Raw genomic sequence first — 26,796 nt, 5'->3', positions numbered from 1 at the left:
GATCAGTCCGAGGTTCCGGCCATGCGATGCAGGCCGACGACGCGGTCGCTGACGAACAGCAGGATCACCGTGCCTAGGAGGATGAGGGTGGAGAGCGCAGCTAACGTCGGATCGGGCGCTTCCTCGATATATTGCAGCATGCGGATCGGCAGCGTCTTGGTGCGGACGTCGGCGAGGAAGATCGACACCGGATAATTGTCGAACGAGGCCAGGAACGAGAAGATCCCGGCGATCAGGAATGACGGCGCCAAGGCCGGCACCATCACCCGCAGCACGCTGCCGGGATAGGTGCAGCCGAGCGTGCGCGCCGCCTCGATCAGCGTGAAGTCGAATCGCGAAAGACCCGCGATCATCGTGCGCGCGACGTAGGGCAGCGTGATGACGAGATGCGCGACCAGCAGCGTCGCCCATGGCGCGGTGAACCCGACTGCGCGAAAGCCCTGCAGCAGCGCGATGCCGAGCACGAGGCCCGGCATCATCAGCGGCGACACCAGCGCGGTGGCGAAGATGTTTGCGCCCGGCAGCTTTCCGCGCGCGATCGCGATCGCGGCGAACGTGCCTGAGATCAGCGAGATTACGGTCGACAGCAGCGCGATCTGAAGCGACAGCAGCAGCGACGGCCAGAAGCCGTCGAGCCGGCCGATCTTGCCGTACCAGCGCGTCGATGCACCCGTGAGCGGCAGGTCGAACACCGGCGTCGGCGAGAAGCTTGCCGCCGCGATCACCAGCAGCGGCGCGATCAGGAACAAGGCCAGCGCGACGGCCATCATCCAGCAGACGGCGATTGCGGCGCGCGCCATCACTTCGGCTCCCGCGATAGTCGCGCGCTCAGCGTCACGATGGCAATCGCAATCGCCAGCAGCACGACGCCGGCGGCGGCGCCGAAGCCGGGCTCGCGCGCCAGCAGATAGGCTTTTGCAATGGCGGTCGCGAGCGTCGGATATTTCTCACCGATCAGCAGCGTCGGCACCACATAGGCGGAAACCGAGAGCGAGAACACCAGCGCCACGCCGGCGATGATGCCGGGCAAGGTCAGCGGCAGGATGACGCGGACAAACGTCACGACCGGCGAGGCGCCGAGCGTGGCGGCGGCTTCGGCGTAGCGGGAATCGAGCTGGGCTACGATCGCGTAGATCGGCAGGATCATGAAGGGCAGGAAGATGTTGACGGCGCCGACGATCAGCGCGGTCTCGGTGAAAATCATGCGGATCGGATCTTCGATGATGCCGAGTGCCATCAGCGTCTCGTTGACGATGCCGTCGCTGCGCAACAGGATGGTCCAGGCGAACGCCTTGACGATGACACTGGCCGCCAGCGGCAGGAACAGCGTCGCCAGCAGCACGGAGCGCAAGGCGCCGCGGGCGCGCGCCAGCGCGAAGGCGGCGGGATAGCTGATCAGGAAGGCGATCAGCGTCGTCAGCAGCCCGAGCCGCAAGGAATTCCAGACCACGCCGAGATAATAGGGCGTGCCGAGCAGGCGCTTGTAGTTCGCGAAGGTCAGCCCGTTGGCATCGACGATGCTGACGCCCAGCAGCAGCACCAGCGGCAGCGCGAACACGCCGGCGATGATGACGAAGGACGGTAGCACGAATCCGATCGCGGCGAGCCGCTCGCGATCGACCGAAGGCGCGGCCACTGGCGCCGCAAGGGCCGCCTCGGTCATGCCTGCGCCTCCATCGGAAATGCAAAGGTCTCGGTCACCGGCCAGCTCAGGCGGATCTCGTCATGCACGACAGGGATCGCGCCGTCGCGCCCGGAGAGCTCGGCGAGCAGGCTTTCACCGGCCCCGGCATCGACGTCGACCAGTGTGCGTGAGCCCTGGAACACCACGGAGCGGACCCGGCCGGCGGCCGTATTCGCTTCGCTTTGCTCGCCGATCCGCAACTGCTCGGGGCGTGCTGCGACGATGACAGGCGAACCCGCCTGGAAATTGCCGAGCGCCGACAAGCGGCCGACCCTGGTCTCGACCTCGACCTTGCCGTTGCCGGCCGCCAGCACCGTGCCGGCAATCCGCGTCGAGAGCCCGACGAAGTTGAGTGCGAACAGGCTTGCGGGCCGCAGATACAGCTCGCGCGGCTCGGCGAGCTGCTCGATGCGTCCCTTGTTCATGACCGCGACGCGGTCGGACATGGTCAGCGCCTCGTCCTGGTCGTGCGTCACGAAGATCGCGGTTGCCTTCACGTCCTGGAGCAGGCGGCGCAGCTCGACCTGCATCTCCTCGCGCAATTTCCGATCGAGCGCGGACAGCGCCTCGTCGAACAGCAGCACGTCAGGCTCGACCGCGATGGCGCGCGCCAGGGCCACGCGCTGCTGCTGGCCGCCGGACAGCGCCGAGATGCGCCGGCCGGCGAGGTGGCCGAGCTTGACCAGCGACAGCGCGCGCTCCACCGCGGCGTCGATCTCGCGCCTGGCCGCGCCGCGCACCTTGAGCCCGAATGCGATATTGCCGGCGACGGTGAGATGCGGAAACAGCGCATAGCTCTGGAACACCACGCCGACATTGCGCTTGTGCGGCGGCACGTGGGTAACGTCGCGCCCGGCGAGTTCGACCTTGCCGGTGTCGGGTTGCGCCAGGCCGGCAATGGCACGGAGCAGCGTGGTCTTGCCGCAGCCGGACGGGCCGAGCAGCGTCACCAGCTCGCCGCGGCGGATGGTCAGGTCGATGTGGTCGAGGACCGTCGTGGGTCCGTATGTCTTGGAGACGCCGCGAACGACGAGATGCGGGGCGGCTTCGCTCATGTCATCTCCTTGCTCCAGCGGTCGACCCAGGAGGCGCGGTTCTTGGCGACGAACGCCCAGTCCGGCGCGAACAGCGAGGCTGGGTCCGGGAAGCCCGCCGGCGTGGGCGTGCCCTTGTTGGTCGGGGCGACGAAGGCCTTGTCGGCGAGGATGATCTGCGCTTCCGGGCTGAGGAAGAAGTCGATCACGGCATCGGCGAGATCGCCGGCCGGTGCGCCGTTCACCTTCGCTATTCCCGACGGCATCGCAAAGCCGCCGTCCTGCGGCACGGCGAGATCGACCGGCGACCCTTCCGCCTTGCGGATCAGCGTGTAGGCCGAGAACTGGCCGCCGATCATCCACGCCTCGCCCTGCTCCATCAGATTGATGGCCTGCGGCGCGTTGGTGTAGACGTTCAAGAGGTTCGCCTTCAGCTCCTTCGCCTTCTTGAAGGCGGCGTCGATCTCGTACTGCGCCTCCTTGTAGGGCTTGCCGGTCTCGAGATGGGCGGCGGCGAGCAGCGTCCAGAAACCTTCGGTGTTCGACAGCGACGGCACGATCACCCTGGAGGCATATTTCGTATCCCAGAGGTCGGACCAATTGCCAGGCGCCGTCTTCATGCGTTTGGTCGAATAGGCGATGCCGGCCCAGGGCCGCTGATAGTTCGCCCATAGTCCGTCCTGATGCACCGCGCCGTCGACCAGCTTGCCGAGGTTGGCGATGGACGATGCCGACATTTTGGTGATCAGGCCGTCGCTGGCTGCCGGCAGCATCACCGGATCGTCCATGATGACGACGGAGATCTTCGGCGCGGCCTTGTCGGCCTGCATCTTCTGGAGATTGGTCAGCGAGTTTGTGCCCTCGTAGAGCACCTTGCAGTCGAGCTTCTTCTCCAGCACGGGAAACAAATCGGCATTGAAATATTTCGCGGCGCCCGCGGGGCCGCCGATGACGATCTCCCTGGGCGCGGCGCGCAGCCGCGCCGGAGCGGCGATGATCGCGGCCAGGGCCGCGCCGGAGGTCAAAACGCTGCGTCGGGAGGGGGTGTGCATGGGCATGTCCCGTTTGTTGTGCGTAAAGCTTGCAGCGGAGACGCAGCAAGCGCCATGCCAAATGTGCACATTTTCATAATTGCGATTTGTATCAGTCAGTTAGCTGGATGATGGTTTTGGCGCCTGCGCGGCGCCTGCATGCCGGCGCAGCAAATGTGCACATTTTTTGGAGGTGACGCTGCGCATCCTTTAGGCCTAGCTACCGCCATGACGACGCAGCGCGGGCGAGACGGCAAAGAAAGCGGCAAGAGAAGCGGCAAAGGGCTCGGCAAGGCCAATCCGGCGGAGGACGAGGCGGTCTATCAGGCCATCCTGCACGCGCTGCTGGAGGGCAAGCTGAAGGCCGGGGCGAAGCTGGCCGAGCCGCCGCTCGCCGAGATATTTGGCGTCTCGCGCGAGCGCATCCGCAAGGTGCTGCATCGGCTCGGCGCCGAGCGGCGGCTGGAGATGATCCCCAACCGCGGCGCTCGCGTGCCGCGCCCGACGCTCGACGACGTCCGCAGCGTCTACGAGGCGCATCGCGTGCTCGAGGCCGGCGTGCTGACGCAGCTCGTGCGTCATGTCGACGACGCCCTGATCGAGCGGCTGACGGCGCATCTCGCCGAGGAGCGCGCCGCGGCAACGCGCGGTGACCGCGCCGCGTCGGTGCGGCTGTCGGGCGCGTTCCACGTTCATCTGGTGGAGGCGCTCGGCAATGCAGAGCTCTCGCGCTTCCTCGCCGATCTGCTCAGCCGCTCCTCGGTGATGGTCTCGGTCTACGAACCCGCCACCGATTCGATCTGTGCGGTGGACGAGCACGGTGCCATCGTCGAAGCGCTGCGTGCCCGCGACGTCGCGCGTGCGATTGCGGTGTCGCGCGAGCATTTCCTGCATGTCGAGAGCCGCCTGCATCTGGATGACGATGCGGCGCCGGTGAGTGAGGATTTGACGAGCGTGTTTGGCGCGGTGAAGCCGAAGCGGCGGAAGGCGCGTTAGCCCCACTGTCTCCTCAACGTCGTCCCGGCGAAGGCCGGGACCCATAGCCACAGGAAAGTTAATTGGCGAAGACCGCCTGCTATTCTTCGCCGGTACTCCCACTGCCGCCTACCGATAAAGCACGCGGTACGGGTTCCGGCCTTCGCCGGGACGACGGCGGTGGGTGCGACGGCCAGTATGGCTACGTCAGCACCTTCACCCCGCCGAACGACGTCACGCGGCCCTGCTTCAGCATCACGATCTGCGTCGCGAGCTGGCGCAGCTCGGCGACGTCGTGGCTGACATAGACCATAGGGACATTAGCCTCGTCGCGCAGCCGCACCAGATAGGGCAGGATCTCCAGCTTGCGGCCTTCGTCGAGCGCGCCGAGCGGCTCGTCGAGCAGCAGCAGGCGCGGCCTCGACAGCAGCGCGCGGCCGAGCGCGACGCGCTGGCGCTCGCCGCCAGAGAGTTTTCCGGGGCGGCGACCCTGCAGCGCGCCGATGTCGAGCAGCTCGATGACGCGCTTGTGCTGCGCCGGATCGGGCGCGAGGCCGTTCATCCGCCTGCCATAGTCGAGATTTTGCGCGACGTTGAGATGCGGAAACAGCCGCGCATCCTGGAACACATAGCCGATGCGGCGGCGCCAGGTCGGCACATGAATGCCGGCCGCGCTGTCGTCGACCGTCTCGCCGTCGATCACGATGGTGCCGCGGTCGGGCCGCAGCAGCCCCGCGATCATGTTGACCAGCGAGGTCTTGCCGGCGCCCGACGCTCCGAACAGGCCGATGACGCGGCCTTCGCTTTCGAAGGATGCGGACAGCGAGAATTCGCCGAGCTGCTTTTCGATGTCGACGCGCAGCATGGTCAATTCCCGTGCAAGCGCGCGGTGGCGCGGCGGGCGAACCATTCGGCCGCGATCAGCGCGCCGAGCGCCAGCACGATCGAGACGATCACGAGCCGTCCCGCGGCGGCGTCACCGTCCGGGGTCTGGATCAGCGAATAGATCGCGGACGAAATCGTCTGGGTCTCTCCGGGAATGTTGGAGACGAAGGTGATGGTGGCGCCGAACTCGCCGATCGCTTTCGCAAAACCGAGCACCATGCCGGCGAGCACGCCGGGCAGCGCCAAGGGCAGCGTCACCGTGAAGAACACTTTGAAAGGCGTGGCGCCGAGCGTCTCGGCGGCCTGCTCGAGCCGGCGGTCGATCGCCTCGATCGACAACCGCATCGGGCGCACCAGCAGCGGAAACGCCATCAGGCCGCAGGCAAGCGCAGCGCCGGTCCAGCGGAAGGCGAAGACGATGCCGAGAGTATCGGCCAGAAAACCGCCGACGAGGCCGCGGCGGCCGAAGGTCAGCAGCAGCAGATAGCCGGTGACGACAGGCGGCAGCACCAGCGGCAGATGCACCAGCGCATCGAGCACCGACTTGCCCCAGAAATCACGCCGCGCGAGCAGCCATGCCAGCGCAATGCCGAACGGCGTTGCCACCAGCGTCGCGATGACGGCAACCCTGAGCGAGAGCAGGATCGCCGTCCATTCGGCGGGAGAGATGTCGAGCATCAAATCGCAAATTAAGTGGAGGGGCTGATCAGGAACTTGAAACCGTATTTTTCCAGAATGGTCTTGGCGGCGGTCGAGCGCAGGAAGGCGAGATAGTCGCTGGTCTCGCCCTTTGCTGTCGTGGTCGCAGCGACGGGATAGATGATCGCGGGATGCGAATCCGCCGGGAAGGTGCCGACGATCTTCACGCCGGGCTCGACCTTCGCATCGGTGGAATAGACGATGCCGAGATTGGCCTCGCCACGCGCGACCAGCGTCAGCGCGGCACGCACGCTCTCGGCCATGGCGAATTTCGGCTCCGCCGCCTGCCAGGCGCCGAGGCTCGTCAGCGCCGCCTTGGCATACCTCCCAACCGGCACGGACTTGACGTCGCCGGTCGCGATCCTGCCGTCGCCGGCGAGCTTTGCGAGGTCAAAACCCTGCGCGATGGGCACGTTGTCGAGCCTGGAATCCTTCGGCGCGATCAGCACGATGCTGTTGCCGAGCAGATTGACCCGGGTCGGCTCGTTTATGGTCTTCTTGGAGATCGCGTAGTCCATCCAGTCGGTGTCGGCGGAGACGAACACATCGGCCGGCGCGCCCTGCTCGATCTGCCTGGCGAGCACTGAGCTTGCGGCATAGCTGACGCTGAACTTGACGCCGGTCCTGGCGGTGTAGGCCGCGTCGACCTCGTCGAGCGCGTTCTTCATCGAGGCTGCCGCGAACACGGTGATGGTCTTGTCTTCGGCTCCAGCAGGCGAAAGGCTCGCGGCCAGAAGGAACATAGCCGAAAGCAGCACGGAAAGGCGGGACATCGGAAGCGCTCCATGCGCGCGTTCAGGGCACGCAAGGCGGCGCGCGCAAGACGGCGTTGGTTGAATTAGGCTTGCGACCGGCGGAAGCGCTGTTCCGGCAAGCCCGACGGACTTACGGTCCGGCAAGCGATCGCTGGGTCATCATAACAGGGTGGCCGAACAGGTCAAAGGCGACGGTTCGCATGGCGCCAACCGGGAATTCGTCATCCCGGCCTAGTGCGCAATTGCGCACTAGGCCGGGATGATCGCGGAGGCTTTACCGTTTCGCGTCGCCCGCGTGCAGCACGGCCTTGCACGCCGCCGGCATCTGCGCCAGCGTCATCGGCGGTTTCGGCTTCGGCGGCTCCGCCGGCGGTTTGGGGTGCAGCACGCCGTCGCTGAACCAATAGGCGAGATCGGAGGGCTTGCAGCCTTCGTCCTCGGATTGCGACGGCTGGCCCTCGCAGTCGCTCGCGCCCGCCGGGCAGTGCATCCGGATGTGGAAATGATAGTCGTGGCCCCACCACGGCCGGATCTTCGACAGCCAGGAACGGTCACCCTTGGCCTCGCGGCACAGCGCCTTCTTGATCGCGGCATTGACGAAGATGCGCTGCACCGCCGGCTCCTGCGCCGCGTCGCGCAGCACCAGCACATGGCCCGGCGTGAACACCTTCGGATCGATGTCGAGCCGGTCCGGGCGGACCATCATCACCGCCGACATGTCCTCGCGCTCCTCGCGCGAGAGCCGATGGTCCGGCATCGGCGTCAGCCAAATGTCGGCATCGAGGCCGATCTGGTGGCTGGCATGGCCGGACAGCGCCGGCCCGCCGCGCGGCTGGGCGATGTCGCCGACCAGGATGCCCGGCCATCCCGCGTCCTTGTGCGCCCTGGCGGCAAGCCGCTTGATCAGCGCGATCATCGCGGGGTGACCATAGCTGCGGTTGCGCGACAACCGCATCACCTGCCAATTGTCGCCGTTGAGCGGCATCTGCTCGGCGCCGCCGATGCAGCCCTTCACATAGGAGCCGATGACGTGCGCCGGTCCCTTCGACGGCAGCAGCTTGCGCGCGAACAGTTCCTTGGCGCCAATACTGGGATCGTTCGGATTGGCGAGCGGCGGCAGCGGCTTTGGGTTGACGCTGCCCTTGTCCTGGGCCAGCGCGTCGCCGGCGGCCAGGAGCGTCATGACGAGCAGGAGAGGGGCGAAGCGGCGGGGACTCATGTTGACATTCTTATAGCCCAACACCGCGTCAGGGTTAAGAAACAGTCCCTCCGCTGAAATATCGTCTCGAAGTCGTAGTTCCCGGTGCGTCGGCCGGCCGATTTTTAACAATGCGATAACCCTCTCATGCATTGACCAAAATTCGTGCGCGGGACGCGTACTCACCCCCTTCTGCATGCAAGCGCGCGCGATCCCGGAAATGATTCAAGGCAGCGCGCAATTTTGCGCCATCTCGTTCTCCGATGACGACAATGCGATGCGCCTGGAGCGCCCATCGGCACTGTCGCGCCTTGCAAACGGGCAATGAGGGCTGTTTTGTCGAGACTGCCAGACCGTGCGTCCCCTCGCCATGCCACCCAAGATTACCTTTCTTTCAGACACTTGCCCCAAGAGTTGCGGTCGCTGGGCGCGACTGGGACGAGTGAAGTTGAGTTTGGGTTTTCGAAAGCCAAAAAAGCGAAAGGGAAGCGTGCTTGGCAGGTCCGGCCTGCACCCGCGCAAGCCGCGCTTTGCGCGCGCCCCTCATCCTCCGTCCGAACGCGACGAAGGTCTGCGCGGCCGCGCCGAGGCCGCGATCGCGGAAGCGCGCAAATCCCATGAGCGCCTGCGCCAGGCCATCGAGATCCTGCCGCAAGGCATCGTGTTTCTCGATGCCGAGGGCCGCTATGTCCTCTGGAACAAGCAATACGCGGAAATCTACAGCAAGACCGCCGATCTGTTCGAGGAAGGCGCGCGCCTCGAGGACACGCTGCGCATCGGCGTCACCCGCGGCGACTATCCAGAGGCTGCCGGCCATGAGGAAGAATGGATCGCCGAGCGGCTGCAAAAGCTCTATCAGCCCGGCGCGCGCCACGAGCAGAAGCTGGCGGACGGCCGCGTCATCCTGATCGACGAGCGGTTGACCGACGACGGCGGCGTCGTCGGCCTGCGCGTGGACATCACCGAGTTGAAGCAGCGCGAGGCCTCGTTCCGCCTGCTGTTCGACGGCAATCCCGTCCCCATGATCGTTTGCGCACTCGACGACGAGCGCATCCTCGGCGTCAACGATGCCGCGGTCGCCCATTACGGCTACAGCCGCGCCGAGTTCGAGCTGCTGACGATCCGTTCCCTTCAGGCCTTCGACAGCGAGCCGCCCTGGACCACCGATTCGGCCGGCGAGGAGCAGGCCGGACGCACCTGGAAGCACGTCAAGGCCGACGGCGCCCTGATCGACCTTGCGATCTATTCGCGCGAACTGACCTATGCCGAGCGGCCCGCGGTGCTGCTCGCGCTGATGGACATCACCGAGCGCAAGCGCGCCGAGGCACGGCTCGCCTTCATGGCCCAGCATGACGGGCTGACCGGTCTGCCAAACCGCAATCTGCTGCGCCAGCAGATCGACGAGATGCTGCTGCATACGAGGCGCAGCACCGACAAGGTCGCGCTGCTGATGCTGGGGCTCGACAATTTCAAGGCGGTCAACGACACGCTGGGACACGCGATCGGCGACAAGCTGCTGCGCGGTGTCGGCAAGCGGCTGCGTTCGACCTTGCGCGAGGAGGACGCGCTGGCGCGGCTGAACTCGGACGAGTTCGCAATCGTGCAGAGCGGCCTGACGCGTCCCGAGGATGCGGTGCTGCTGGCCAAGCGCCTGCTGGAAGCCATCGCCGATCCCTATCTGCTCGACGGCCATTCCGTGGTGATCGGCGCCTCCATCGGCATCGCGATGGCGCCGGGCGACGGCGACGATTCCGAAAAGCTGCTCAAGAGCGCCGACATGGCGCTGTCGCGCGCCAAGCTGGATGCGCGCGGCTCGTTCGCGTTCTTCGAGGCGGCGCTCGATGCGAAAGCGCAGACCCGCCGCAAGATCGAGGTCGAGCTGCGCGATGCCATCCAGAACGACGTGCTGCGGCCGTACTACCAGCCGCTGATCGACCTCCAGAGCGGCCGCATCACCGGCTTCGAGGCGCTGGTGCGCTGGCCGCATGCCGAGCGCGGCATGGTCTCGCCGGCCGAGTTCATTCCGGTCGCGGAAGAAACCGGGCTGATCAATCCGCTCGGCGGCCTGATGCTGCGCCGGGCCTGTCACGATGCCGCGACCTGGCCGGACGACGTCCGCGTCGCCGTCAACCTGTCGCCGCTCCAGTTCCGCAGCGGCAATCTGCTTTCGGTGGTCACGGATGCGCTGAAGCATTCCGGCCTGCCGCCGCGGCGGCTCGAGCTCGAGATCACGGAGACGCTGCTGCTGGAGAAAAGCGCCCAGGTGCTGGCGACATTGCACGCGCTGCGCGCGCTCGGCGTGCGCATCTCGATGGACGATTTCGGCACCGGCTATTCCAGCCTGAGCTATCTGCGCAGCTTCCCGTTCGACAAGATCAAGATCGACCAATCCTTCGTGCGCGATCTCGGCGCCAACCGCGAGGCCCAGGCGATCATCCGCTCCATCGTCAGCCTCGGCAAAGGCCTCGGCGTCACCATCACCGCCGAAGGCGTCGAGACCGAGGCCGAGTTGAGCTGTCTGCGCACTGAGGGCTGCGACGAAGGCCAGGGCTTTCTGTTCAGCAAGGCCCGGCCGAATATCGAGATTATCAGTCTGCTCGCCGCGCAACGGGGCATCGATGGTGCCGAGGAGGACGCCGCAATGGTGGCCTAGGCTGCGGGATGCCGGCTTGCGTCCTGAGTTGGGCACAGTTGAAATTCAGTGGCCGACAAGTGTTACGGCCTCGGCCGGAGCGGTTTCATGGGACCGCACGAATACGAAGCGGGATGCCGCGGGGATCTGAGCATCGGCGCTGCCATCCTGGCCGATGAGAATGAGTCCCGCTCCGCCATTGGCTACATTCAAGATAATGGGGGCGCCCTGCCAGGTCCTGATTGGCTCCATTCCGATGATGAGAAATTCGCCGATGGGCTGGTCGAAATATTGAAGCCTCAGTTGTGGTCCGACTTCTGCAGCCGCAAGGCCGAAGCCCAGCTGTTTGGCGCGCGCATAGATGTCCGCCAGCAACGCAGTGTCGGTTCGAAAGCCCAATTCGGCCGCCGACACCGCGAAAAGCTCCACGCTTGTTGTCGTGGCGCTGACGGTAAACGTCGGTCGCGCGAGAATTTCGCCGGCCGAGTTTCCGATGCCGCAGCCTGCCGCATCCAACGCGTTACTGAGGGCGAAGAAGTTTGCAAACGTCCCGATCCTGATCGTCTTCCACGCCGGGACATCGACGGCGGATCTGATTGGGATTTGCGGCCCGTCAGAGCGCGCTTGCTTGAGCTTCAGGTGATTCCGCAGGACGTCTCGTGCCGAGCATTGCGCCAGGGCTTCGCTCGCGAACAGGACAGTGCATGCGACGCAGAGGATGGCCACAACGAGAATGCCACCTTGGTGCCATCCCGGCGAACGCCCCTGAATGGCATGGCGACTGACTTTCCTGCCAGCTGTTCGGCCCATAACGGACCTCTCTTGCGCAAAGGCAGCGCGCTAGAAATAATTCAGAATTATCACTTCCAAATGGTCGGCGCGGTCACAGCGGAAAAGCTGTTGTTTTTGTAGCTATAGAAATTGGTCCGGCAAGATCTGCAAAGGTTCAGCGGCGAAGACGCCGGATGGCGAACTTAATATGGGTCAGCGTGGGTGCACTGTCGCAACGGGTCCACGTCAGCGGTCTCCGGAAAGGATCATCTTACCGACGTCTTCGTAATGCGTATCGCGCGCCTGGATCTGCTGGGCGATGGCGTGCATGTCGCGGAATCGGCGTTCGAACGGATTGCTGCGGAATACGGCCGTGGCGCCGGCCATGTGATAGGCGCTGTCGACCACCCTGGCCGACTGGTGAATGGTCCAGGTCGCGGCGAGGCGAACCGAGCTCCGATGCGCCGCGCTGAATTCGCCGGTCGTGCAGAGATCGCGCCACATCGCGCTTGCCGTCGCATAGAGATAGGCGCGTGCGGCCCGCAGGTCGCCCTCGGTGCGGCCGATCAGGCCCTGGACCGCATGGTTGTCGTGCATGGCGCTGGCCGCCAGCGACTGATGCTTGCCGCGCGCCAGCGCGATCGCGGCATCGAGCGTGGCGCGCGCCACGCCGAGCGACACCGCGGCAAAGCCGAGGCTGAAGGTCGAGCCGGTGCCGATCCTGTAGAGCGGCCCCTGCTCGCGTAGCGCGGACGGGACGTCACGAAACGCGGTGAAGCGCTCGGGGATGAAGAGGTCGGCGACCTCGTAGGAATCGGTGCCGGTGCCGGCGAGCCCGATCGCCTGCCAGACGTCGTGCAGCACGGCGCTCGCGACCGGAAACAGGATGGTGCGCACCTCCGCCGAGCCGTCGGCATTCTTGCGCGGCGTGCCGTCGGCGCCGACGATGCGGACATGCGCCCCGAGCCAGCTCGCCTGCCGCGAGCCCGAGGCAAAATCCCAGCGCGCCGTGACGCGATAACCGCCCTCGACGATGCGCGCCTCGTGCGCGATTGCGCCCCAGGCGAGGATGCCCGGCGCCGTGTTGAAGATCTCCTGCGCGGTGTCGTGGTCGAGCGAGGCCGCGATCATCGCGCAGACCGCGCATTGACCAAGGCACCAGGCGGTGGAGGCATCCGCTTTCGCGATCTCCTCCAGCATCTGCATGAAGGCTTCCGGCGGCGCTTCGCCGCCGCCAAGACTTTGCGGCAGCAGCGCGTGATAGAGCCCGTTCTCGATCAGCGCAGAGACGACGGCCGGCGTCAGCCGCCGCGTCCGCTCGATCTCGTCAGCCTCGCTGGCAATGAGCGGCGCGATGGCGCGGGCGCGTTCGCCGAGATCGACGCCGGAGGGAGCGTTCATTCGCGTTTCCTCGCCCATTCTGCCGTGAGCGGTCAATCGCGCGATGGTGATCTATTTGGCGAGGAGGATCAAGGTGGTGCGGCCCGTCATTCCGGGAATCGCCAGGCGTGGAATGCGGAATCCAGAGCGAATGGTGCAAGATCGAAAGCTTACGCCGGCCACCGAGAAACCAGCGGCGCTTCTCGGACATTATCGTCCTCCAGAAGACCATGGTATGCTTCCAAAGCAGGCAGCGATTTTTGACCTCCAACCGGCAGCGCCAAATGTCCTCGTCTGAGCCCCCGATGATACGCAGTGACGCAGCCCGCCGAGGGCGGAGACAGACGAAGACCCTGCTGCTGATTTTGGCCGTCGGATTTCTCGTTTTCGGAGCCGCTGCGGGTACATTGTATTACGCGCTGCGGCCGATAACTCTCCGGATTGCCGTCGGACCGCCGGGAAGCAACGATCACAAGGTGATCGAAGCGATGACCGAGGCCTTTGCCAGCGAAAGCAGGACTGTAAAGCTGTCTCCGATCGTGACCGCCGGGGCGGCCGAAGCTCTCGCTCTGCTCGGTGCCGGCAAGGCCGACCTCGCGGTCGGTCGCGGCGATCTGGAAATGCCGGCGGACGCGCAAACAGTCGTCATCTTGCGCAAGAATTTCGTCGTGCTGTGGTCTTCTTCGGGAGTTGCGGGCAAGGGCTCCAAGCGGAAACCGGCGCCGAAAATCAAGGAGGTCGCCGATCTCGAAGGCCGCAAGGTGGGAGTGATCGGCGGGACGCCGGCGAACGCCGCATTGCTGAGGGTCATCCTGAGCGCCGCCGGGGTGGCAGCGGACAAGGTCACGATTAGCCAGTTCGGCACGGGCCAGATTGAGGAGCTGGCGCGCGACCCGAGCCTTGACGCCTACATGGCGGTCGGTCCGCTCGACAGCAAGATAACCGCCGACGCGGTCGCCGCGACGGCGCGGACACGTGGCGAGCCCAAATTTCTCGCGATCGACGCATCGGAAGCCATCGCCTTGAAGCATCCGCGTTATGAATCGGAGGAAATTCCACCAAGCATTTTCAATGCGAGTCCGGCCTGGCCCGATGACAAGGTGGAGACTGTCAGTGTCAGTCATTTGATCGTCGCACGGAATGCCTTGTCCGAAACGACAGTGGCGGCGTTTTACCGCCAGCAATTCGCCCTCCGGCAGGCGATTGCCAGGCAAGTGCCTGGCGCTGCGCAAATCACCAAGCCGGACACCGAGAAAGAAGCCGAGCTGCCGGTACACCGGGGAGCGGCGGCCGTGATCGACGGCACTGAGCGCACCTTCCTCGACAGATACGGCGACTACTTCTGGTTTGCGCTCCTGCTTCTCTCCGGCATTGGTTCGGCCGGCGCCTGGCTGCGTCAATATCTCAATCGGGATGAAAGGGACGAGAACACCGGCCATCGCAACAGAATTCTGGCCCTGGTTTCCAGGGTGCGCACCGCGGAGTTCGACCACGAACTGCTGGCTATGCAGCAGGAGGTCGACGCCATCATCGAGGAAACGCTTGGCTGCTACGATGACGGCGCCATCGAGGAGGAGGAGCTGGCAGCCTTTGGCCTGGTGCTCGAACTGTTCGATCATGCCCTCAGCGAGAGGCGCGCAGCGTTGCAAACGGCTCCTTCGAACGTGCTCGCCGCGCGGCGGTAGCGATACGATAAGCCCGCTGGCCGCTGAATCCTGGAGAACAGCCAAACCTAGATCGGGTCCTTTAGCAGGCGCTCCATGATGATCGTGCGTTCGTCACCATGATAGCTGTCGTGCACCGCCTTGAACCCGAGCCGCGCGTAGAAAGTCTCGGCGGTGACGGAAGAAGGGACGGTCAGCGAAGCGACGTTTCGTGCGCGCGCCGTGCGCTCGATCTCGGCCATCAGCAGCTTGCCGATGCCCCCGGCCTGAACATCGGGAGCCACGAAGACCGTGCGGACCACGTTTCCGTCGAGGCTTGCTGTTCCAACTACGCGGCTGCGGATCGTGGCGACAAACACGGTGCGTTGTCCGATCAGCCGCCGCACGGCATCGGGACTGAAACTATGCGCGATCCTTTCGATGATCTCGTCCGCATAGTCCTTCGCGTTCGTTTCCCGCAGCGCTCGCAAGATGATAGCACTGATCCCATCGGCATCATTCGCGAGTGCGGGCCGGATTGTGCATTCCATGGGGCGCTCCCACCGTCGCTGTAGGTCCGCGGCCGTAAACAGCCAATGCCGTTCGGCCGTCCCGCCATGCCTCGCAACTGCAAGCTATTGCAGTCCCAGACCGCTGCAGTACCACGCCATATCTTCGTGTCTCCAGCCGCGCTTGACGCCTGACTCCTTGCATTCGTTGTAGGTCTTGAAGTTTGCTCCGTTTCGGCAGCCTGACGGGTAGCTCCCAAAGCCGCCACCCGAGGTGGAACATGCGACCGAGCTGGCCGCCGTGGTCGGGGCGGCCATCGCTTTGGGAGCTGCGTTCGCTGATGTGATCGACAGAATCATCAAGCCCCCCAGCGCAAAAACCGAAGCTTTCATTGCCTTCTCCTGATTGGCGGATGCCTGATACGATCTAAGGGTGTGTTGTAGCAGTAAATGCAACCTGAATGAAAGAGCCCGCGCGGCAGGCGCTTTCTGGTTTTTTCCGTTCGACAGCAAACCGCGACCGCGTTGTTCCTCGAAAGGAACGGTCGGGAGCTCAAGGCGTTTGAGGTAGCGAAAGGACACTTCCATGACCGAAAAATTCGATCCGGCACCGCCGGATAAGAACGCGGAAGATCTCAAGCGTGGCATCCGACGCGACAAGGCCAAGGACGACGAGTTGGACAAGGGCTTGAAGGACAGTTTCCCGGCGTCGGACCCGGTGAGCAGCACCCAGGCGTCCAAGGCAACACCGGACGCATGAAGGAGGGATAGACTATGGGCCTCGCAGCCTATGATATTGTTGGCAGGGACGGTGCATGGCACGTCGACCACGATGGCGAAGTCCGGAACACTTACCAGACCAAGGAAGCCGCTTTCGAGGCGGCCGTTGCGGCGGCATCGCTCGCCATGCGGCAGGGGCACTCCGTCCGGCTGACGGTGCCGGAGAGCGAGAACGCCGTCGGCGCAGAAAATTCGGGCGGATGACCTTCGAGGGCATTCTGATTCTACACGGCCGCCAGCAAATGGGCGGGCGCGAACGGCTTGTGCAAAAAGGTCGTGTTGGGCGGGAGGGGCGCCATCACCGTCCCGGACATCAGCACGATGTTGAGCCCGGGATGCGCACTGCGAGCGTACTCCGCGAGCTCGAGCCCGGTCATTCTCCCAGCGAGGTTGTGATCAGTGATGAGCGCCCGTAGCTCATTGCCAGTAGACGCCACGATTAGCTCCGCCGCTTCTGCGGTGGCACATTCGACGACTTCGAACCCTTCGTCCTTGAGAAGGTCGGATAGAACTTCGCGCTGGAGCGAGTCGTCCTCGACCAGCAGCATGACGAAATTCGACATGCGGTCATTCCCAACTTATCGGATGTTAATGCGCTTCTTCGAGGATTGTTCGGTTGTGATGTCTTCGTTCGGCGCTCCCGTTCGCCACGGCATGATCAGTCGAACATGTTGCATTCTCGTTGAGGTTTCGACGGAGGCGCCGAAGCGGGGATCGAACAGGAGTGGCCATGGCAATCGTCTTCATCACGGGCAGCACGGACGGTTTGGGCCGCGCAGCTGCCCAGTCTCTCCTCGAACAGGGCCACCAAGTCGTCCTGCACGCGCGATCGGCGGAACGTGCGGCGGCAATCGCCGGGCTTGAATCGCATTCCGCACGGGTCGTGATCGGCGATCTCAAGAGCGTCGCCCAGACGAGGCACGTGGCAGACCAGGTCAACGCAATTGGACGAATGGACGCGGTCATCCACAACGCCGGGGTCTATACCGAGCGCAGCCGCGGCCCGACGCCCGAAGGCCACGCCACCACCCTGGCGGTCAACACGCTCGCGCCCTATTTGCTCACCGCCCTGATGAAACGCCCCGATCGGCTGGTGTATCTCAGCAGCGGACTCCATCGCGGCGGAGAGGGATCGTTGGGCGATCTCGACTGGACGAGGCGAACCTGGGATCCGGCCAAGGCGTATGCGGAGAGCAAGCTGCACATGGTCGCATTGGCCTTTGCCCTGGCGCGGCGTTGGCCGCAGGTGCTGAGCAACGCCGTCGATCCCGGCTGGGTCCGCACCAAAATGGGCGGTGCCGGAGCGCCGGTCGGCGTGGCCACCGGACAACGGACGCAGACCTGGCTGGCGGTGAGCGATGATCCCGCCGCCCTGGTCAGCGGTCGTTACTGGCATGACCTCCGGCAACAAGCGCCGGCGCACGAAGCGACCGGTCCCGATTTTCAGGAGAGACTTCTCGACAGGCTGGGCGAGTTGACCGGGGTGACGTTGCCTCCGGCATAGAAGCGATTCGCCCGAAGCTCGTAGGATGGGTAGAGCGGAAGCGAAACCCATCAAACTTCTAGACTGCGCTCGTCGGGCGATGGGTTTCGCAAGAGCTCAACCCATCCTGCGAGCTTCACTGGCTTGAGATGCCGACAGCGCACGCAAGCACGCCTTCTCTCTGGGTCGTATCCGTCTCTGGGTCGTATCCGTTTCAGCCCTGCGGCTGGTCCTTCATGGCATCTGCGAATTTGCGCATGAGCCTCACAAGGTCATCGATCTCGGCCGGCTTCCAGCTTGCGAAGATCGCGGTGCCGATGCGCTCGCGCGCCGCATCGATATGCATCGTCATTTCCTTGCCTTGCCTGGTCACCACCGCCTCGCGCACGCGCCGGTCGGTTTCGTTCGCCCGGCGATCCACCAAACCAAGGCTCTCGAGCTTTGCGACCTGCCTGCTGACCGTCGTGTGATCGCGGCCGGTTCTCGCGGCCAGCTCCACGATGCTGATTGGCCCCAGCCGTTCGATGCCTACAAGCAGTGGGAAGAGTGCCCGATCGAGCCGAATACCCGCTTCCTTGATCAGGACCTCATCGCGATCCGGCCGGTTTATGACGCTCACGATGTCGAGCAGTGCGCCATGGATCTCCCGGATCTGTTCCGAGATGCGTGTATTTTGCACGTTTTTTGTTGACATGATTTTGCTTCCCGATTACGTGCAAAATACACGGAAAGGAAAGATCATGACAACCAGATATGAAACCGAGGTGCTTATCTGCGGCGCGGGCGCGGCTGGATTGACGCTGGCAATCGAACTCGCCCGGCGCGGCGTGCCGTTCCGCCTGATCGAGAAGATGGACGATGCATTCCGCGGCTCCCGCGGGAAGGGCATTCAGCCGCGGACGCAGGAGATATTCGAGGACCTCGGCATTCTCGATCGCTTGGTCGCTGCCGGGGGCCTGTACCCGATGCCGCGCGAGTATCGTCCCGATGGCAGCTTTTCCGAGAAGGCTCCGTTCGAGCCGTCAGAGCCAAGCGCAGCCGAGCCCTTCCACATTCCGCTCATGGTGCCGCAGTTCTTGACCGAGCGGGTGATGCGAGAACGCCTGCTCGAGCTTGGGTATGAGCCGGAGTTCGGCTGCGAACTGGTCTCCTTCGAGCAGGACGAGGATGGCGTGACCGCGCGTCTCGCCCGCAAGTCCGCAGAGGACGTCATCCGTGTTGGCTATCTTGTCGGCACGGACGGCGGGCGCAGCTTCGTTCGCAAGACGCTCGGCATCGATTTCCCGGGCAAGACACTGGGCGTCCGCGCCGTCGTTGCCGATATCAATTTGACCGGCTTCGGGCGCGACGCCTGGCACCGCTTCAACGAAGGCGACATGGAGCGGCAGATCTCGGTCTGCCCGCTGGCAGGCACCGAACTCTTTCAGTTGCAGGCCCCCGTTCCGCTCGAGGGAGATGTCGATCTGTCCGAGGACGGCCTCACCGCGATGTTGACCGGACGCACCGGCCGGAAAGATGTTTGCGTTCACTCGGTATCCTGGGCCTCGGCCTTCACCATGAACGCGCGCCTCGCCGACCATTACCGCGTCGGCCGCGTCTTCCTGGCGGGCGACGCCGCGCACACACATCCGCCAACCGGCGGTCTCGGGCTCAATACCAGCGTTCAGGACGCCTATAACCTCGGATGGAAGCTTGCGGCCGTGCTCGCCTCTCGGGCTCCGGCTGCGCTTCTCGAGACCTATGAGGAAGAACGGCGGCCGGTCGCAGCGGCGACGCTGGGACTGGCGACCAAGTTGCTGGATGCGACCAAGCGAGGAGACAGCCGGCGCGGCAGAGAGGTTCAGCAACTAGACATCGGTTATGCGGGCTCCCCGTTGGCGCTGGACGCGCCCGAGCGTCGCGGCCTCGTCGTCGCAGGAAACCGTGCACCCGATGCACCGCTTCAAGGTTCGGCAGGCAAGACGCGGCGGCTGTTTGAGCTGTTCGCCGGGGCCCATTGGACGCTTCTCGCGTTCAACGCGGAGCGGAACCTCATAGCGCCACGCGCCGGTCTGCATATTCATCACATTGGTGCCGGCGGGGACCTTGCCGACAGCAACGGTTATTTCGAGGGCGCCTATGCGCCTGAGCCAGGTCAATGGTGGCTGGTGCGGCCGGACGGATATGTCGGTGCGGTGGTCTCGTCAGTCGATGTGGAGCGGCTGGATGGCTACTTCGCGACAGTCGGGCTCGTCGGGGAGACCGAGGTCAGTGGCTAAGCGATAACCGCATGGTCGTGGGGCACGCCGTGCCTTCGAGGTCGAATGAAGAACGAGAAGCCCCACAAGGGGCTTCCAGCTGTTTCATGCGGCAGCTGGCGGAGTGCGACGATGGCATCATGCTCCTGTTTTGCCCGACGAGTCAAACAGGTTTCGTAAAATCGGAAGCTCGAAAAAGCCCAATGCTGGCAAAGGCCGGCTACTGTGCATGGGGTTGTTTTCGCGGTTTTTTATTATCGCCCTAAAGATCCCGGCCTCTCATCTCCCTAGAGCCGGGCGAGGCGCTGGCCTCAGCTGTCCACCTTCAGCGCGGCGATGAAGGCTTCCTGCGGGATGTCGACCTTGCCGAACTGCCGCATCTTCTTCTTGCCTTCCTTCTGCTTCTCCAGAAGTTTGCGCTTACGCGTGATGTCGCCGCCGTAGCACTTTGCGGTGACGTCCTTGCGCAGCGCGCGCACCGTTTCGCGCGCGATCACCTTGCCGCCGATCGCTGCCTGGATCGGAATCTGGAACATGTGCGGCGGGATCAAATCCTTCATCTTCTCGACCATGGCGCGGCCGCGGCCCTCGGCGCGGGTGCGATGCACCAGCATCGAGAGCGCGTCGACCGGCTCGTTGTTGACGAGGATCTGCATCTTCACCAGATCGGCCGGCTTGTAGTCGGTGAGATGATAGTCGAACGAGGCATAGCCCTTGGAGACCGACTTCAAGCGGTCGTAGAAGTCGAACACGACCTCGTTGAGCGGCAGATCGTATTTCACCATGGCGCGGGAGCCGACATAGGTCAGCTCCTTCTGCGAGCCGCGGCGGTCCTGGCACAGCTTCAGCACGCTGCCGAGATATTCGTCGGGGGTGAGGATCGTGGCCTCGATCCAGGGCTCCTGGATCTCCGCAATTTTGACCACGTCCGGCATGTCGACAGGATTGTGAATCGAGATTTCCTGCCCGTCAGTGAGGCTCATCTTGTAGATCACGCTCGGCGCGGTCGCGATCAGGTTGAGATCGAACTCCCGCGACAGACGCTCCTGGATGATCTCCAGATGCAACAGCCCGAGGAAGCCGCAGCGGAAGCCGAAGCCGAGTGCGGCCGAGGTCTCCATCTCGTAGGAGAAGCTCGCATCGTTGAGGCGCAGCTTGCCCATCGCCGCGCGCAAGGTCTCGAAGTCATCGGCGTCGGCGGGGAACAGGCCGCAGAACACCACGGGTATGGCCGGCTTGAAGCCCGCCAACATCTCGGTGACAGGCTTTTTGTCGTCGGTGATGGTGTCGCCGACGCGGGTGTCGGCCACTTCCTTGATCGCGGCGGTGATGAAGCCGATCTCGCCCGGGCCGAGCTCGTCGACCTGCGTCATCTTCGGGGTGAAGAAGCCGACGCGCTCGATGTCATAGGCCGCGCCCGTGCCCATCATGCGGACCCGGCTGCCCTTCTTCATGACGCCGTCGACGACGCGGATCAGCACCACCACGCCGAGATAGACGTCGTACCAGCTGTCGACCAGCAACGCCTTCAGCGTCGCCTCGCGGTCGCCCTTCGGCGGCGGCAGGCGGGTGACGATCGCCTCCAGCACTTCGGGCACGCCGAGGCCGGTCTTGGCCGAGATCATCACGGACTCGGAGGCGTCGATGCCGATGACGTCCTCGATCTGCTGCTTGACCTTCTCCGGCTCTGCGGCGGGAAGGTCGACCTTGTTCAGGACCGGAACGATCTCATGCCCCGCATCGAGCGCGTGGTAGACGTTGGCGAGCGTCTGTGCCTCCACGCCTTGACTGGCATCGACCACCAGCAGGGAACCCTCGCAGGCCGCCAGCGACCGCGAGACTTCGTAGGCGAAGTCGACATGGCCGGGCGTGTCCATCAGGTTGAAGATGTAATCCTTGCCGTCCTTGGCGCGGTAGGCGAGGCGCACCGTCTGCGCCTTGATGGTGATGCCGCGCTCGCGCTCGATGTCCATGGAATCGAGCACCTGCTCCTTGCCCGCCATTTCCCGGTCGGTGAGGCCGCCGGTCATCTGGATCAGGCGGTCGGCCAGCGTCGATTTGCCATGGTCGATATGGGCGACGATGGAGAAATTGCGGATGTTGGAAATGGGGACGGTCGTCATGGGCGCGGGATACCACTCACACCCCCGTGCGGCAACCATATTGCTGTATTTTCAGGGCCTTTGTTCACGCCAAGCTGATTCCACGAAGGCCCGAAACGCGCTACGCAACGCCTGATGTCCAGGCCCATGTCCACGACCTCGATCCCGTCTGCCCGAGCCCGCGCGAAGACCCGGGTGAGCTATGCCCGCTTTCGGGCCTGGCTGGTTGCCAGCGCGACCCGCCCGGAGGCACGCCTGTGGCTGGTGATCCAGCTTGCCATCCTGCATGCGGTGCTCTGGACCTTCATCCTGATCAATCTCAAGGCAGCGCAGGACGTTCACATGGACGTCGCGGAAGCCTGGGGCTGGGGCCAGAAATTCCTCTGGGGCTATGGCAAGCACCCGCCGCTGTCGGGCTGGGTCGCCGGCCTCTGGTTCACAGTGTTCCCGCCGACGGATTGGGCGACCTATGCGCTCGCGATGGCGACCGTCAGCACCGGTATGGTGATCTGCTGGCTCATCGCGCTGCGCGTCGTGGATGCGCGGCGCGCGTTCCTGGTCGTGGTGATGGTCGCGCTCTACCCGATCTTCAATTTCAAGGGCTTCAAGTACAATCCCGACCTGCTCCAGCTCGTCACTTTGCCGCTCCTCGTGCTCGCGTATCTCAATGCGTTCGAGAAGCGGAGCTGGCAATCCGGAGTCCTGCTCGGCCTTGCCGGCGCGCTGGCGCTGATGACCAAATATTGGGTGCTGACCATGATCGGCGCCATCGGGCTTGCCGCGCTGATCCATCCGGAGCGAATGAGGTTCTTGTCGTCACCGGCGCCATGGGCTGCGATCGCGACGATGGTGGTGGCGATGATTCCGCACATCGTCTGGCTGGCGGACGCGCATTTCGTGCCGCTGACCTATGCCGGCGATACCTACAGCCTCGAGGACAGCGGCCAGGTGCATCAGCTCGTGGCCGGCTATGTCCTGCATAATGTCGCGCTGCTGGCATTGCCGGTGGCGCTGGCCGCGCTGGCAATGGCGCTGGTGCCGCCTTGGTTCAGGTTGCTGCTGCGTGCGCCGTTGCGCATCGTCACGCGGGCCTGGGCCCGCGGCGCGAATGCCAGCGTGAACCTTTCGCAGGCGCGCAACGTCTGGCTCATTCAGATCATCGTCGCGGTCGGACCCGCGCTCGGCGCGCTGGCCTTCAGCATCTACATGAAGACCGATTGGGGCATCTCGCTGTTCTTCCTGGTGCCGCTCGCGCTGGTCGCGATCCCGGCGCTGCGGGTGCAGAGTGCTGCGGTGTTCAACATTGTCGCGATCTGGCTCGTGCTCAGCGTCGCTACGCTCGCTGCCTCGCCCTGGATCGCTGCGCGCGAGATGGCGGCCAATGCCGGCAACACGGCGACCTATGGCGCGCGCTCGGATCTCGCGCGCGAGCTGACGCAGGCCTGGCACGCGCGCTTCGCCTCGCGCTGGGCGGTCGTCGCCGGCACCATGGAGTCGATCCAGCCGATGGTGTTCTACAGCCCGGATCATCCGGCCGCGTTCACGCCGCTCGAGGCCTGGGGGTCCGGGTTGATTTCGCCCGATGACGTCAAGAGATTCGGCTTCATCGGCGTGTTCGATCCGGCCGACGGTCGCCTGCCGGCGTTCGAGAAATGGGTGTCCGAGGTTGCGCCGAACGCCGAGCGCATCGTGATGACAACGCGCCGTTTCACCCACGGCAAGGCCGGTCCGTCGATGAGCTGGAACATCTACATCGCGCCGCCGGGGAAGTGATCGAGGCGACGCCGCCTAAATCCCTTCCTCGTTGAATTTGCTTTCAACGAGTTCGGTGATCGCCGCCAGCGCGGCTTCGGCATCATCGCCGGAAGCGGCGACCGTGATGGTGGTGCCGGGACCGGCGGCGAGCATCATCAGGCCCATGATCGAGGTGCCGCCGACGGTTTCGCCGCCGCGCGTCACCCAGACCTGCGCGCTGAAGCGCTCCACGGCCTGGACGAACTTGGCGGAGGCCCGCGCGTGCAGGCCGCGCTTGTTGATGATCAGGAGGTCCTTGGAGATCGCGCCCGCGGGCACGCCCGTCCCGGCTTGCGGCGCCTCGTCGCTCATTTGCCGGCGAGGACGCGGCTGGCGATGGTGACGTATTTGCGGCCGGCTTCCTGGGCCATCGCGATCGCGTCGGGTAGCGGACGCTCCTCGCGCACCTTGGCGAGCTTCACCAGCATGGGAAGGTTGATGCCCGCGAGCACTTCGACCTTCGGCCGGCTCATGCAGGATATTGCCAGGTTGGACGGCGTGCCGCCGAACATGTCGGTGAGGATCGCGACGCCGTCGCCGGAATCGACGCGGTTAACCGCCTCGATGATGTCGCTTCGACAGAGATCGGAATCATCTTCGGCGCCGATCGTGATCGCTTCGATTTGCTTTTGTGGGCCCATGACATGTTCAAGCGCTGCCTTGAATTCGTCGGCAAGGCGCCCGTGGGTCACAAGTACTAGACCAATCATCGGAAAACTCCTCGCGGGCGCTTTTGGTGCACCGCACGAACGCGCCACTTTGACCATCCAGAGCCCCCGCGCAAGAGGGGATGTTGCGTATCTCCCTGAATCTAGACGGATGGATAAGGGGAGCTGCGCCGGTCTATTCGGTCGCGAGTGTGGGGTTCATATGGTTACCATTTCCCTTCAAACAATCGCCTGAAGGGTTAACGGAAGATGAACTCTTGGTAGTGGTCAAGGCCGCGACAACCAGAGGAAGGGGCGAATAGTCGCGGCCGATTGGGATTCGCGGTATTTCGACACCTAAAACGGCTGTTTTCAGGGATTCGGCCGGCGGCAGCCGCTCCGCATCCGCGGCGTCCAGATCGACCACGAGGCCGAGGGTCGCATGCTCCACAAAGTCGCAGCGCCGGATTCCGAGCCCCCGGATCTCGATCAGGCCGGCCAGGACCGGGGCGGGGCGGACCTCAATTTCGCGGCCGAGTGTCGCCAGATGGACACGGTCATCACCGACCAGAACGGCCCTTTCCAGCACGCCGCTACGTCCCGCCATGATTAAATCGAAGGCAAGGCGCGACTTGCCGGAGCCCGAGGGCCCGCGGATCAGCACCGCCAGATCTCCAACCTTGACCGCCGAGGCGTGAATGCTGGGGCCGCCGTCGCTCATAGCGCCGGCAGCCTCACCACGAAGCGCGCGCCGACAACACTAGGCGCTCCGTCCTCGTCCGCCGGGCCGGGACGGTTCTCCGCCCAGATGCGTCCGCCATGCGCATCGACGATCTGCTTGGAGATCGACAGGCCGAGGCCGGAGTTCTGGCCAAAGCCCTGATGAGGGCGGTCGGTGTAGAAGCGCTCGAAGATGCGCTCCAGCGCGTCGTCGCGGATTCCGGGCCCGTCGTCGTCGACCACGATCTCGATCTCGCCGCGCACGCGGCGACAGGTGAGGCGCACCTTGTTGCCGGGCTCGGAGAAGGACTGTGCGTTCGAGAGCAGGTTGGAGACGATCTGTCCGAGCCGCGAATCGTGGCCCGTCACGGCGAAATTGTCGGTCGGGCCGCGGCCCTCGAAACGCATTTCGACCGCGACGTCATGGCCGAGCTTGGTTTCATTGGCGACGGACACGAGCGTGGTCAGCAGGCGGCGCAGATCGACCGGGATCGCATCCTGGCGCTGCAGTTCGGCATCGAGACGGCTGGCGTCGGAGATGTCCGAGATCAGCCGGTCGAGCCGCTTGACGTCATGCTCGATCACCTCGAGCAGCCGCGCGCGGCTGTTCTCGTTGCGCGCCAGCGGCAAGGTTTCGACCGCGGAGCGCAACGAGGTCAACGGGTTCTTCAATTCATGCGCGACGTCGGCGGCGAACATTTCGATCGCTTCGATGCGGCTGTACAGTGCACTGGTCATGTCGCGCAGCGCACCGGAGAGATGGCCGATCTCGTCGCGACGACGGGTGAAGTCGGGAATCTCGACCCGGGTCCTGATCCGGCGGCGGATCAGTTCGGCGCTGTCGGCGAGCCGGCGGACCGGACCTGCGATCGTGCTGGCGAGCAGCAGCGACAGCATGATCATGACCGCGGCGGCGACGCCGCCCACCTTGAGGATCGCGAGGCGCTCGGCGGTGACCATCTGGTCGATGTCGTCGCCCTGCGTCGACAGCATCAGCGCGCCGTGGATGGCGCGCGAGCGCAACACGGGGACCGCGACCGAGACGATCACCTCGCCGCGCGCATTGACCCGCACCATCGAGCGCTTCTGGCCCTGGAGCGCGTCGCCGACCTCCGCATAGCCATTGCCGTTCTCGGGGCCGAGCTCGCGATAGAGCGGCAGGTCGCCGCGATTGAGCCAGGTGCGGACCGCGACCATGCCGCGTTCGACCATGCCCGGCTTCTCGGCGGCGACCGACGGCAGGGGGAAGCGCACCACGGTATCGAGGCTGCGGCTGTCGACCAGCAGGCTGCCGTTCGGGTCGTAGATGCGGGCGCGCGTCTTGGTCGGCGAGATCAGCGTGCGCAGCACCGGCGCCACGCGCTCCGGATTGATCGGGAAATCCAGCGGGGAATACTCGTCCGAGCCGCCATAGGTCTCGCCCGGCTTGAGGTCGAGCAACCGGTCGGGGTCGATGGTGATGGCGTTGGTCTGCACCGTCGCGGAGGCCGCGATGGCGCCGGCGATGATCTCCGCCTGTACCAGCAGGCTCTGCGCGCGCGCGTCGATCAGACCGGCGCGGAATTGCGACAGATAGAGGATGCTCGCCACCAGCGCGACGAGGCCGGCGAGGTTGAGCGAGACGATACGGCGGGTCAGGCTCGAGAAAGACAGCGCGAAGAAGAACTGCCCGGCGCGCTTCAGCCAGTTCAGCGGACGCCAGCCCAGTACGGCCGGCTTGTCCTCGGCCAATTGATCCGGAGCGCCGTGGGCGGTGACGTCCTCGGCGTTCTGGTTCTCGTCAGGCTGCGTTCGGTCAAGCAATGCTCACGCCCGCGTTAGGACAGCTCGTGCGAAG

27 protein-coding genes are annotated in these 26,796 nt (G+C 64.7%); 8 read left to right on the top strand and 19 right to left on the bottom strand.

Going from position 1 to position 26,796, the window contains the following annotated elements:
• Nucleotides 1–2 precede the first annotated feature (2 nt).
• From IVB45_RS34845 to IVB45_RS34830, 4 genes are read right to left on the bottom strand one after another with little or no spacing between them, the layout of a single operon-like run.
• Nucleotides 3–800, bottom strand: coding sequence for an ABC transporter permease (locus IVB45_RS34845; protein ID WP_027565849.1), 798 nt, complete (start codon nt 798–800; stop codon nt 3–5).
• The gene (locus IVB45_RS34840) at nt 800–1,663 is read right to left on the bottom strand and encodes an ABC transporter permease (RefSeq protein ID WP_027565848.1); all 864 of its coding nucleotides are present in this window, start codon (nt 1,661–1,663) and stop codon (nt 800–802) included. The genes IVB45_RS34845 and IVB45_RS34840 overlap by 1 nt, the downstream gene beginning before the upstream one ends.
• Nucleotides 1,660–2,739 carry an ABC transporter ATP-binding protein gene (locus IVB45_RS34835; RefSeq protein WP_027565847.1) on the bottom strand — a complete coding sequence of 360 codons (1,080 nt, stop codon included), beginning with the start codon at nt 2,737–2,739 and terminating at the stop codon, nt 1,660–1,662. The genes IVB45_RS34840 and IVB45_RS34835 overlap by 4 nt, the downstream gene beginning before the upstream one ends.
• Nucleotides 2,736–3,770: an extracellular solute-binding protein gene (locus IVB45_RS34830; protein WP_247357641.1), complete on the bottom strand. Its 1,035-nt coding sequence runs from the start codon at nt 3,768–3,770 to the stop codon at nt 2,736–2,738. The genes IVB45_RS34835 and IVB45_RS34830 overlap by 4 nt, the downstream gene beginning before the upstream one ends.
• A 207-nt stretch (nt 3,771–3,977) precedes the next feature.
• On the opposite strand from IVB45_RS34830, the gene IVB45_RS34825 reads away from it, so the two are divergent.
• Entirely contained in the window at nt 3,978–4,745 is a 768-nt protein-coding gene (locus IVB45_RS34825) for a GntR family transcriptional regulator (protein ID WP_247357642.1), read from the top strand.
• Nucleotides 4,746–4,926: 181 nt separating this feature from the next.
• On the opposite strand, the gene modC is transcribed toward IVB45_RS34825, so the two are convergent.
• The 4 genes from modC to mepA all read right to left on the bottom strand — a co-directional run bounded on the left by modC (nt 4,927) and on the right by mepA (nt 8,282).
• Nucleotides 4,927–5,589 carry a molybdenum ABC transporter ATP-binding protein gene (gene modC / locus IVB45_RS34820; protein WP_027565845.1) on the bottom strand — a complete coding sequence of 221 codons (663 nt, stop codon included), beginning with the start codon at nt 5,587–5,589 and terminating at the stop codon, nt 4,927–4,929.
• A gap of 2 nt (nt 5,590–5,591) precedes the next feature.
• Entirely contained in the window at nt 5,592–6,287 is a 696-nt protein-coding gene (modB, locus tag IVB45_RS34815; protein ID WP_027565844.1) for a molybdate ABC transporter permease subunit, read from the bottom strand.
• A gap of 11 nt (nt 6,288–6,298) precedes the next feature.
• The gene (gene modA / locus IVB45_RS34810) at nt 6,299–7,081 is read right to left on the bottom strand and encodes a molybdate ABC transporter substrate-binding protein (protein ID WP_247357643.1); all 783 of its coding nucleotides are present in this window, start codon (nt 7,079–7,081) and stop codon (nt 6,299–6,301) included.
• Between the two features lie 256 nt (nt 7,082–7,337).
• On the bottom strand, nt 7,338–8,282 hold the full coding sequence (gene mepA / locus IVB45_RS34805) for a penicillin-insensitive murein endopeptidase (protein ID WP_247357644.1): 945 nt from the start codon (nt 8,280–8,282) through the stop codon (nt 7,338–7,340).
• A 469-nt stretch (nt 8,283–8,751) separates the two neighbouring features.
• Here mepA and IVB45_RS34800 point away from each other — a divergent pair, with 469 nt between their 5' ends.
• Nucleotides 8,752–10,914, top strand: coding sequence for an EAL domain-containing protein (locus tag IVB45_RS34800; RefSeq protein WP_247357645.1), 2,163 nt, complete (start codon nt 8,752–8,754; stop codon nt 10,912–10,914).
• A gap of 45 nt (nt 10,915–10,959) precedes the next feature.
• Here the strand turns inward: IVB45_RS34800 and IVB45_RS34795 are convergent, their stop codons facing one another.
• Both IVB45_RS34795 and IVB45_RS34790 read right to left on the bottom strand, forming a co-directional pair.
• Complete coding sequence (locus IVB45_RS34795) at nt 10,960–11,703, bottom strand: hypothetical protein (RefSeq protein ID WP_247357646.1); 744 nt, start codon at nt 11,701–11,703, stop codon at nt 10,960–10,962.
• Nucleotides 11,704–11,910: 207 nt separating this feature from the next.
• Complete coding sequence (locus IVB45_RS34790) at nt 11,911–13,065, bottom strand: acyl-CoA dehydrogenase family protein (RefSeq protein ID WP_247357647.1); 1,155 nt, start codon at nt 13,063–13,065, stop codon at nt 11,911–11,913.
• A gap of 284 nt (nt 13,066–13,349) precedes the next feature.
• Between IVB45_RS34790 and IVB45_RS34785 the strand changes: the two genes are divergently transcribed.
• A complete protein-coding gene (locus IVB45_RS34785; protein WP_247357648.1) occupies nt 13,350–14,729 on the top strand; it encodes a TAXI family TRAP transporter solute-binding subunit in 1,380 nt (459 codons plus the stop codon).
• 47 nt (nt 14,730–14,776) lie between these two features.
• On the opposite strand, the gene IVB45_RS34780 is transcribed toward IVB45_RS34785, so the two are convergent.
• Together IVB45_RS34780 and IVB45_RS34775 are read right to left on the bottom strand one after the other, a co-directional pair.
• Nucleotides 14,777–15,238 (bottom strand): GNAT family N-acetyltransferase, encoded by a 462-nt coding sequence (locus IVB45_RS34780; RefSeq protein ID WP_247357649.1) that lies wholly within the window; start codon nt 15,236–15,238, stop codon nt 14,777–14,779.
• A gap of 84 nt (nt 15,239–15,322) precedes the next feature.
• The gene (locus IVB45_RS34775) at nt 15,323–15,784 is read right to left on the bottom strand and encodes a hypothetical protein (RefSeq protein WP_247357650.1); all 462 of its coding nucleotides are present in this window, start codon (nt 15,782–15,784) and stop codon (nt 15,323–15,325) included.
• Between IVB45_RS34775 and IVB45_RS34770 the strand changes: the two genes are divergently transcribed.
• Nucleotides 15,783–15,956 carry a hypothetical protein gene (locus IVB45_RS34770; RefSeq protein ID WP_167552273.1) on the top strand — a complete coding sequence of 58 codons (174 nt, stop codon included), beginning with the start codon at nt 15,783–15,785 and terminating at the stop codon, nt 15,954–15,956. The two genes, IVB45_RS34775 and IVB45_RS34770, sit on opposite strands and share 2 nt — an antisense overlap.
• A 14-nt stretch (nt 15,957–15,970) precedes the next feature.
• Complete coding sequence (locus IVB45_RS34765; protein WP_027565835.1) at nt 15,971–16,180, top strand: hypothetical protein; 210 nt, start codon at nt 15,971–15,973, stop codon at nt 16,178–16,180.
• Nucleotides 16,181–16,200: 20 nt separating this feature from the next.
• Here IVB45_RS34765 and IVB45_RS34760 read toward each other — a convergent pair whose 3' ends face one another.
• A complete protein-coding gene (locus tag IVB45_RS34760; protein WP_027565834.1) occupies nt 16,201–16,539 on the bottom strand; it encodes a response regulator in 339 nt (112 codons plus the stop codon).
• A 167-nt stretch (nt 16,540–16,706) separates the two neighbouring features.
• Between IVB45_RS34760 and IVB45_RS34755 the strand changes: the two genes are divergently transcribed.
• Nucleotides 16,707–17,480 (top strand): SDR family NAD(P)-dependent oxidoreductase, encoded by a 774-nt coding sequence (locus IVB45_RS34755; RefSeq protein WP_247357651.1) that lies wholly within the window; start codon nt 16,707–16,709, stop codon nt 17,478–17,480.
• A gap of 193 nt (nt 17,481–17,673) precedes the next feature.
• Here the strand turns inward: IVB45_RS34755 and IVB45_RS34750 are convergent, their stop codons facing one another.
• The gene (locus IVB45_RS34750; protein WP_247358107.1) at nt 17,674–18,156 is read right to left on the bottom strand and encodes a MarR family transcriptional regulator; all 483 of its coding nucleotides are present in this window, start codon (nt 18,154–18,156) and stop codon (nt 17,674–17,676) included.
• Between the two features lie 43 nt (nt 18,157–18,199).
• Here IVB45_RS34750 and IVB45_RS34745 point away from each other — a divergent pair, with 43 nt between their 5' ends.
• Nucleotides 18,200–19,717 carry an FAD-dependent oxidoreductase gene (locus IVB45_RS34745; protein WP_247358108.1) on the top strand — a complete coding sequence of 506 codons (1,518 nt, stop codon included), beginning with the start codon at nt 18,200–18,202 and terminating at the stop codon, nt 19,715–19,717.
• A 290-nt stretch (nt 19,718–20,007) separates the two neighbouring features.
• On the opposite strand, the gene lepA is transcribed toward IVB45_RS34745, so the two are convergent.
• Nucleotides 20,008–21,819 (bottom strand): translation elongation factor 4, encoded by a 1,812-nt coding sequence (lepA, locus tag IVB45_RS34740; protein ID WP_247357652.1) that lies wholly within the window; start codon nt 21,817–21,819, stop codon nt 20,008–20,010.
• 126 nt (nt 21,820–21,945) lie between these two features.
• Here lepA and IVB45_RS34735 point away from each other — a divergent pair, with 126 nt between their 5' ends.
• Nucleotides 21,946–23,571, top strand: coding sequence for a glycosyltransferase family 39 protein (locus IVB45_RS34735; protein ID WP_247358109.1), 1,626 nt, complete (start codon nt 21,946–21,948; stop codon nt 23,569–23,571).
• A gap of 15 nt (nt 23,572–23,586) precedes the next feature.
• Here the strand turns inward: IVB45_RS34735 and IVB45_RS34730 are convergent, their stop codons facing one another.
• The 4 genes from IVB45_RS34730 to IVB45_RS34715 all read right to left on the bottom strand — a co-directional run bounded on the left by IVB45_RS34730 (nt 23,587) and on the right by IVB45_RS34715 (nt 26,762).
• On the bottom strand, nt 23,587–23,904 hold the full coding sequence (locus tag IVB45_RS34730) for an HPr family phosphocarrier protein (protein ID WP_018460059.1): 318 nt from the start codon (nt 23,902–23,904) through the stop codon (nt 23,587–23,589).
• Nucleotides 23,901–24,302, bottom strand: coding sequence for a PTS sugar transporter subunit IIA (locus tag IVB45_RS34725; protein ID WP_007597752.1), 402 nt, complete (start codon nt 24,300–24,302; stop codon nt 23,901–23,903). The genes IVB45_RS34730 and IVB45_RS34725 overlap by 4 nt, the downstream gene beginning before the upstream one ends.
• A 133-nt stretch (nt 24,303–24,435) precedes the next feature.
• Complete coding sequence (locus IVB45_RS34720) at nt 24,436–24,960, bottom strand: HPr kinase/phosphatase C-terminal domain-containing protein (RefSeq protein WP_247357653.1); 525 nt, start codon at nt 24,958–24,960, stop codon at nt 24,436–24,438.
• The gene (locus IVB45_RS34715; protein WP_247357654.1) at nt 24,957–26,762 is read right to left on the bottom strand and encodes a sensor histidine kinase; all 1,806 of its coding nucleotides are present in this window, start codon (nt 26,760–26,762) and stop codon (nt 24,957–24,959) included. The genes IVB45_RS34720 and IVB45_RS34715 overlap by 4 nt, the downstream gene beginning before the upstream one ends.
• Nucleotides 26,763–26,796 lie beyond the last annotated feature (34 nt).

Source organism: Bradyrhizobium sp. 4 (assembly GCF_023100905.1).
GTDB lineage: Bacteria > Pseudomonadota > Alphaproteobacteria > Rhizobiales > Xanthobacteraceae > Bradyrhizobium.
This window is presented reverse-complemented; position numbering and strand designations above follow the sequence as displayed.

What these genes read in the sequence shown, in the direction of transcription:
- IVB45_RS34730 (WP_018460059.1), bottom strand. Translation starts at nt 23,904, where the DNA reads ATGAGCGACGAGGCGCCGCAAGCCGGGACGGGCGTGCCCGCGGGCGCG.
- modA (WP_247357643.1), bottom strand. Translation starts at nt 7,081, where the DNA reads ATGTCCCGCCTTTCCGTGCTGCTTTCGGCTATGTTCCTTCTGGCCGCG.
- IVB45_RS34735 (WP_247358109.1), top strand. Translation starts at nt 21,946, where the DNA reads ATGTCCACGACCTCGATCCCGTCTGCCCGAGCCCGCGCGAAGACCCGG.
- IVB45_RS34770 (WP_167552273.1), top strand. Translation starts at nt 15,783, where the DNA reads ATGACCGAAAAATTCGATCCGGCACCGCCGGATAAGAACGCGGAAGAT.
- IVB45_RS34745 (WP_247358108.1), top strand. Translation starts at nt 18,200, where the DNA reads ATGACAACCAGATATGAAACCGAGGTGCTTATCTGCGGCGCGGGCGCG.
- IVB45_RS34775 (WP_247357650.1), bottom strand. Translation starts at nt 15,784, where the DNA reads ATGGAAGTGTCCTTTCGCTACCTCAAACGCCTTGAGCTCCCGACCGTT.
- IVB45_RS34840 (WP_027565848.1), bottom strand. Translation starts at nt 1,663, where the DNA reads ATGACCGAGGCGGCCCTTGCGGCGCCAGTGGCCGCGCCTTCGGTCGAT.
- modB (WP_027565844.1), bottom strand. Translation starts at nt 6,287, where the DNA reads ATGCTCGACATCTCTCCCGCCGAATGGACGGCGATCCTGCTCTCGCTC.
- IVB45_RS34825 (WP_247357642.1), top strand. Translation starts at nt 3,978, where the DNA reads ATGACGACGCAGCGCGGGCGAGACGGCAAAGAAAGCGGCAAGAGAAGC.
- lepA (WP_247357652.1), bottom strand. Translation starts at nt 21,819, where the DNA reads ATGACGACCGTCCCCATTTCCAACATCCGCAATTTCTCCATCGTCGCC.
- IVB45_RS34795 (WP_247357646.1), bottom strand. Translation starts at nt 11,703, where the DNA reads ATGGGCCGAACAGCTGGCAGGAAAGTCAGTCGCCATGCCATTCAGGGG.
- IVB45_RS34760 (WP_027565834.1), bottom strand. Translation starts at nt 16,539, where the DNA reads ATGTCGAATTTCGTCATGCTGCTGGTCGAGGACGACTCGCTCCAGCGC.
- modC (WP_027565845.1), bottom strand. Translation starts at nt 5,589, where the DNA reads ATGCTGCGCGTCGACATCGAAAAGCAGCTCGGCGAATTCTCGCTGTCC.
- IVB45_RS34755 (WP_247357651.1), top strand. Translation starts at nt 16,707, where the DNA reads ATGGCAATCGTCTTCATCACGGGCAGCACGGACGGTTTGGGCCGCGCA.
- mepA (WP_247357644.1), bottom strand. Translation starts at nt 8,282, where the DNA reads ATGAGTCCCCGCCGCTTCGCCCCTCTCCTGCTCGTCATGACGCTCCTG.
- IVB45_RS34835 (WP_027565847.1), bottom strand. Translation starts at nt 2,739, where the DNA reads ATGAGCGAAGCCGCCCCGCATCTCGTCGTTCGCGGCGTCTCCAAGACA.
- IVB45_RS34765 (WP_027565835.1), top strand. Translation starts at nt 15,971, where the DNA reads ATGGGCCTCGCAGCCTATGATATTGTTGGCAGGGACGGTGCATGGCAC.
- IVB45_RS34725 (WP_007597752.1), bottom strand. Translation starts at nt 24,302, where the DNA reads ATGATTGGTCTAGTACTTGTGACCCACGGGCGCCTTGCCGACGAATTC.
- IVB45_RS34780 (WP_247357649.1), bottom strand. Translation starts at nt 15,238, where the DNA reads ATGGAATGCACAATCCGGCCCGCACTCGCGAATGATGCCGATGGGATC.
- IVB45_RS34830 (WP_247357641.1), bottom strand. Translation starts at nt 3,770, where the DNA reads ATGCACACCCCCTCCCGACGCAGCGTTTTGACCTCCGGCGCGGCCCTG.
- IVB45_RS34720 (WP_247357653.1), bottom strand. Translation starts at nt 24,960, where the DNA reads ATGAGCGACGGCGGCCCCAGCATTCACGCCTCGGCGGTCAAGGTTGGA.
- IVB45_RS34845 (WP_027565849.1), bottom strand. Translation starts at nt 800, where the DNA reads ATGGCGCGCGCCGCAATCGCCGTCTGCTGGATGATGGCCGTCGCGCTG.
- IVB45_RS34785 (WP_247357648.1), top strand. Translation starts at nt 13,350, where the DNA reads ATGATACGCAGTGACGCAGCCCGCCGAGGGCGGAGACAGACGAAGACC.
- IVB45_RS34790 (WP_247357647.1), bottom strand. Translation starts at nt 13,065, where the DNA reads ATGAACGCTCCCTCCGGCGTCGATCTCGGCGAACGCGCCCGCGCCATC.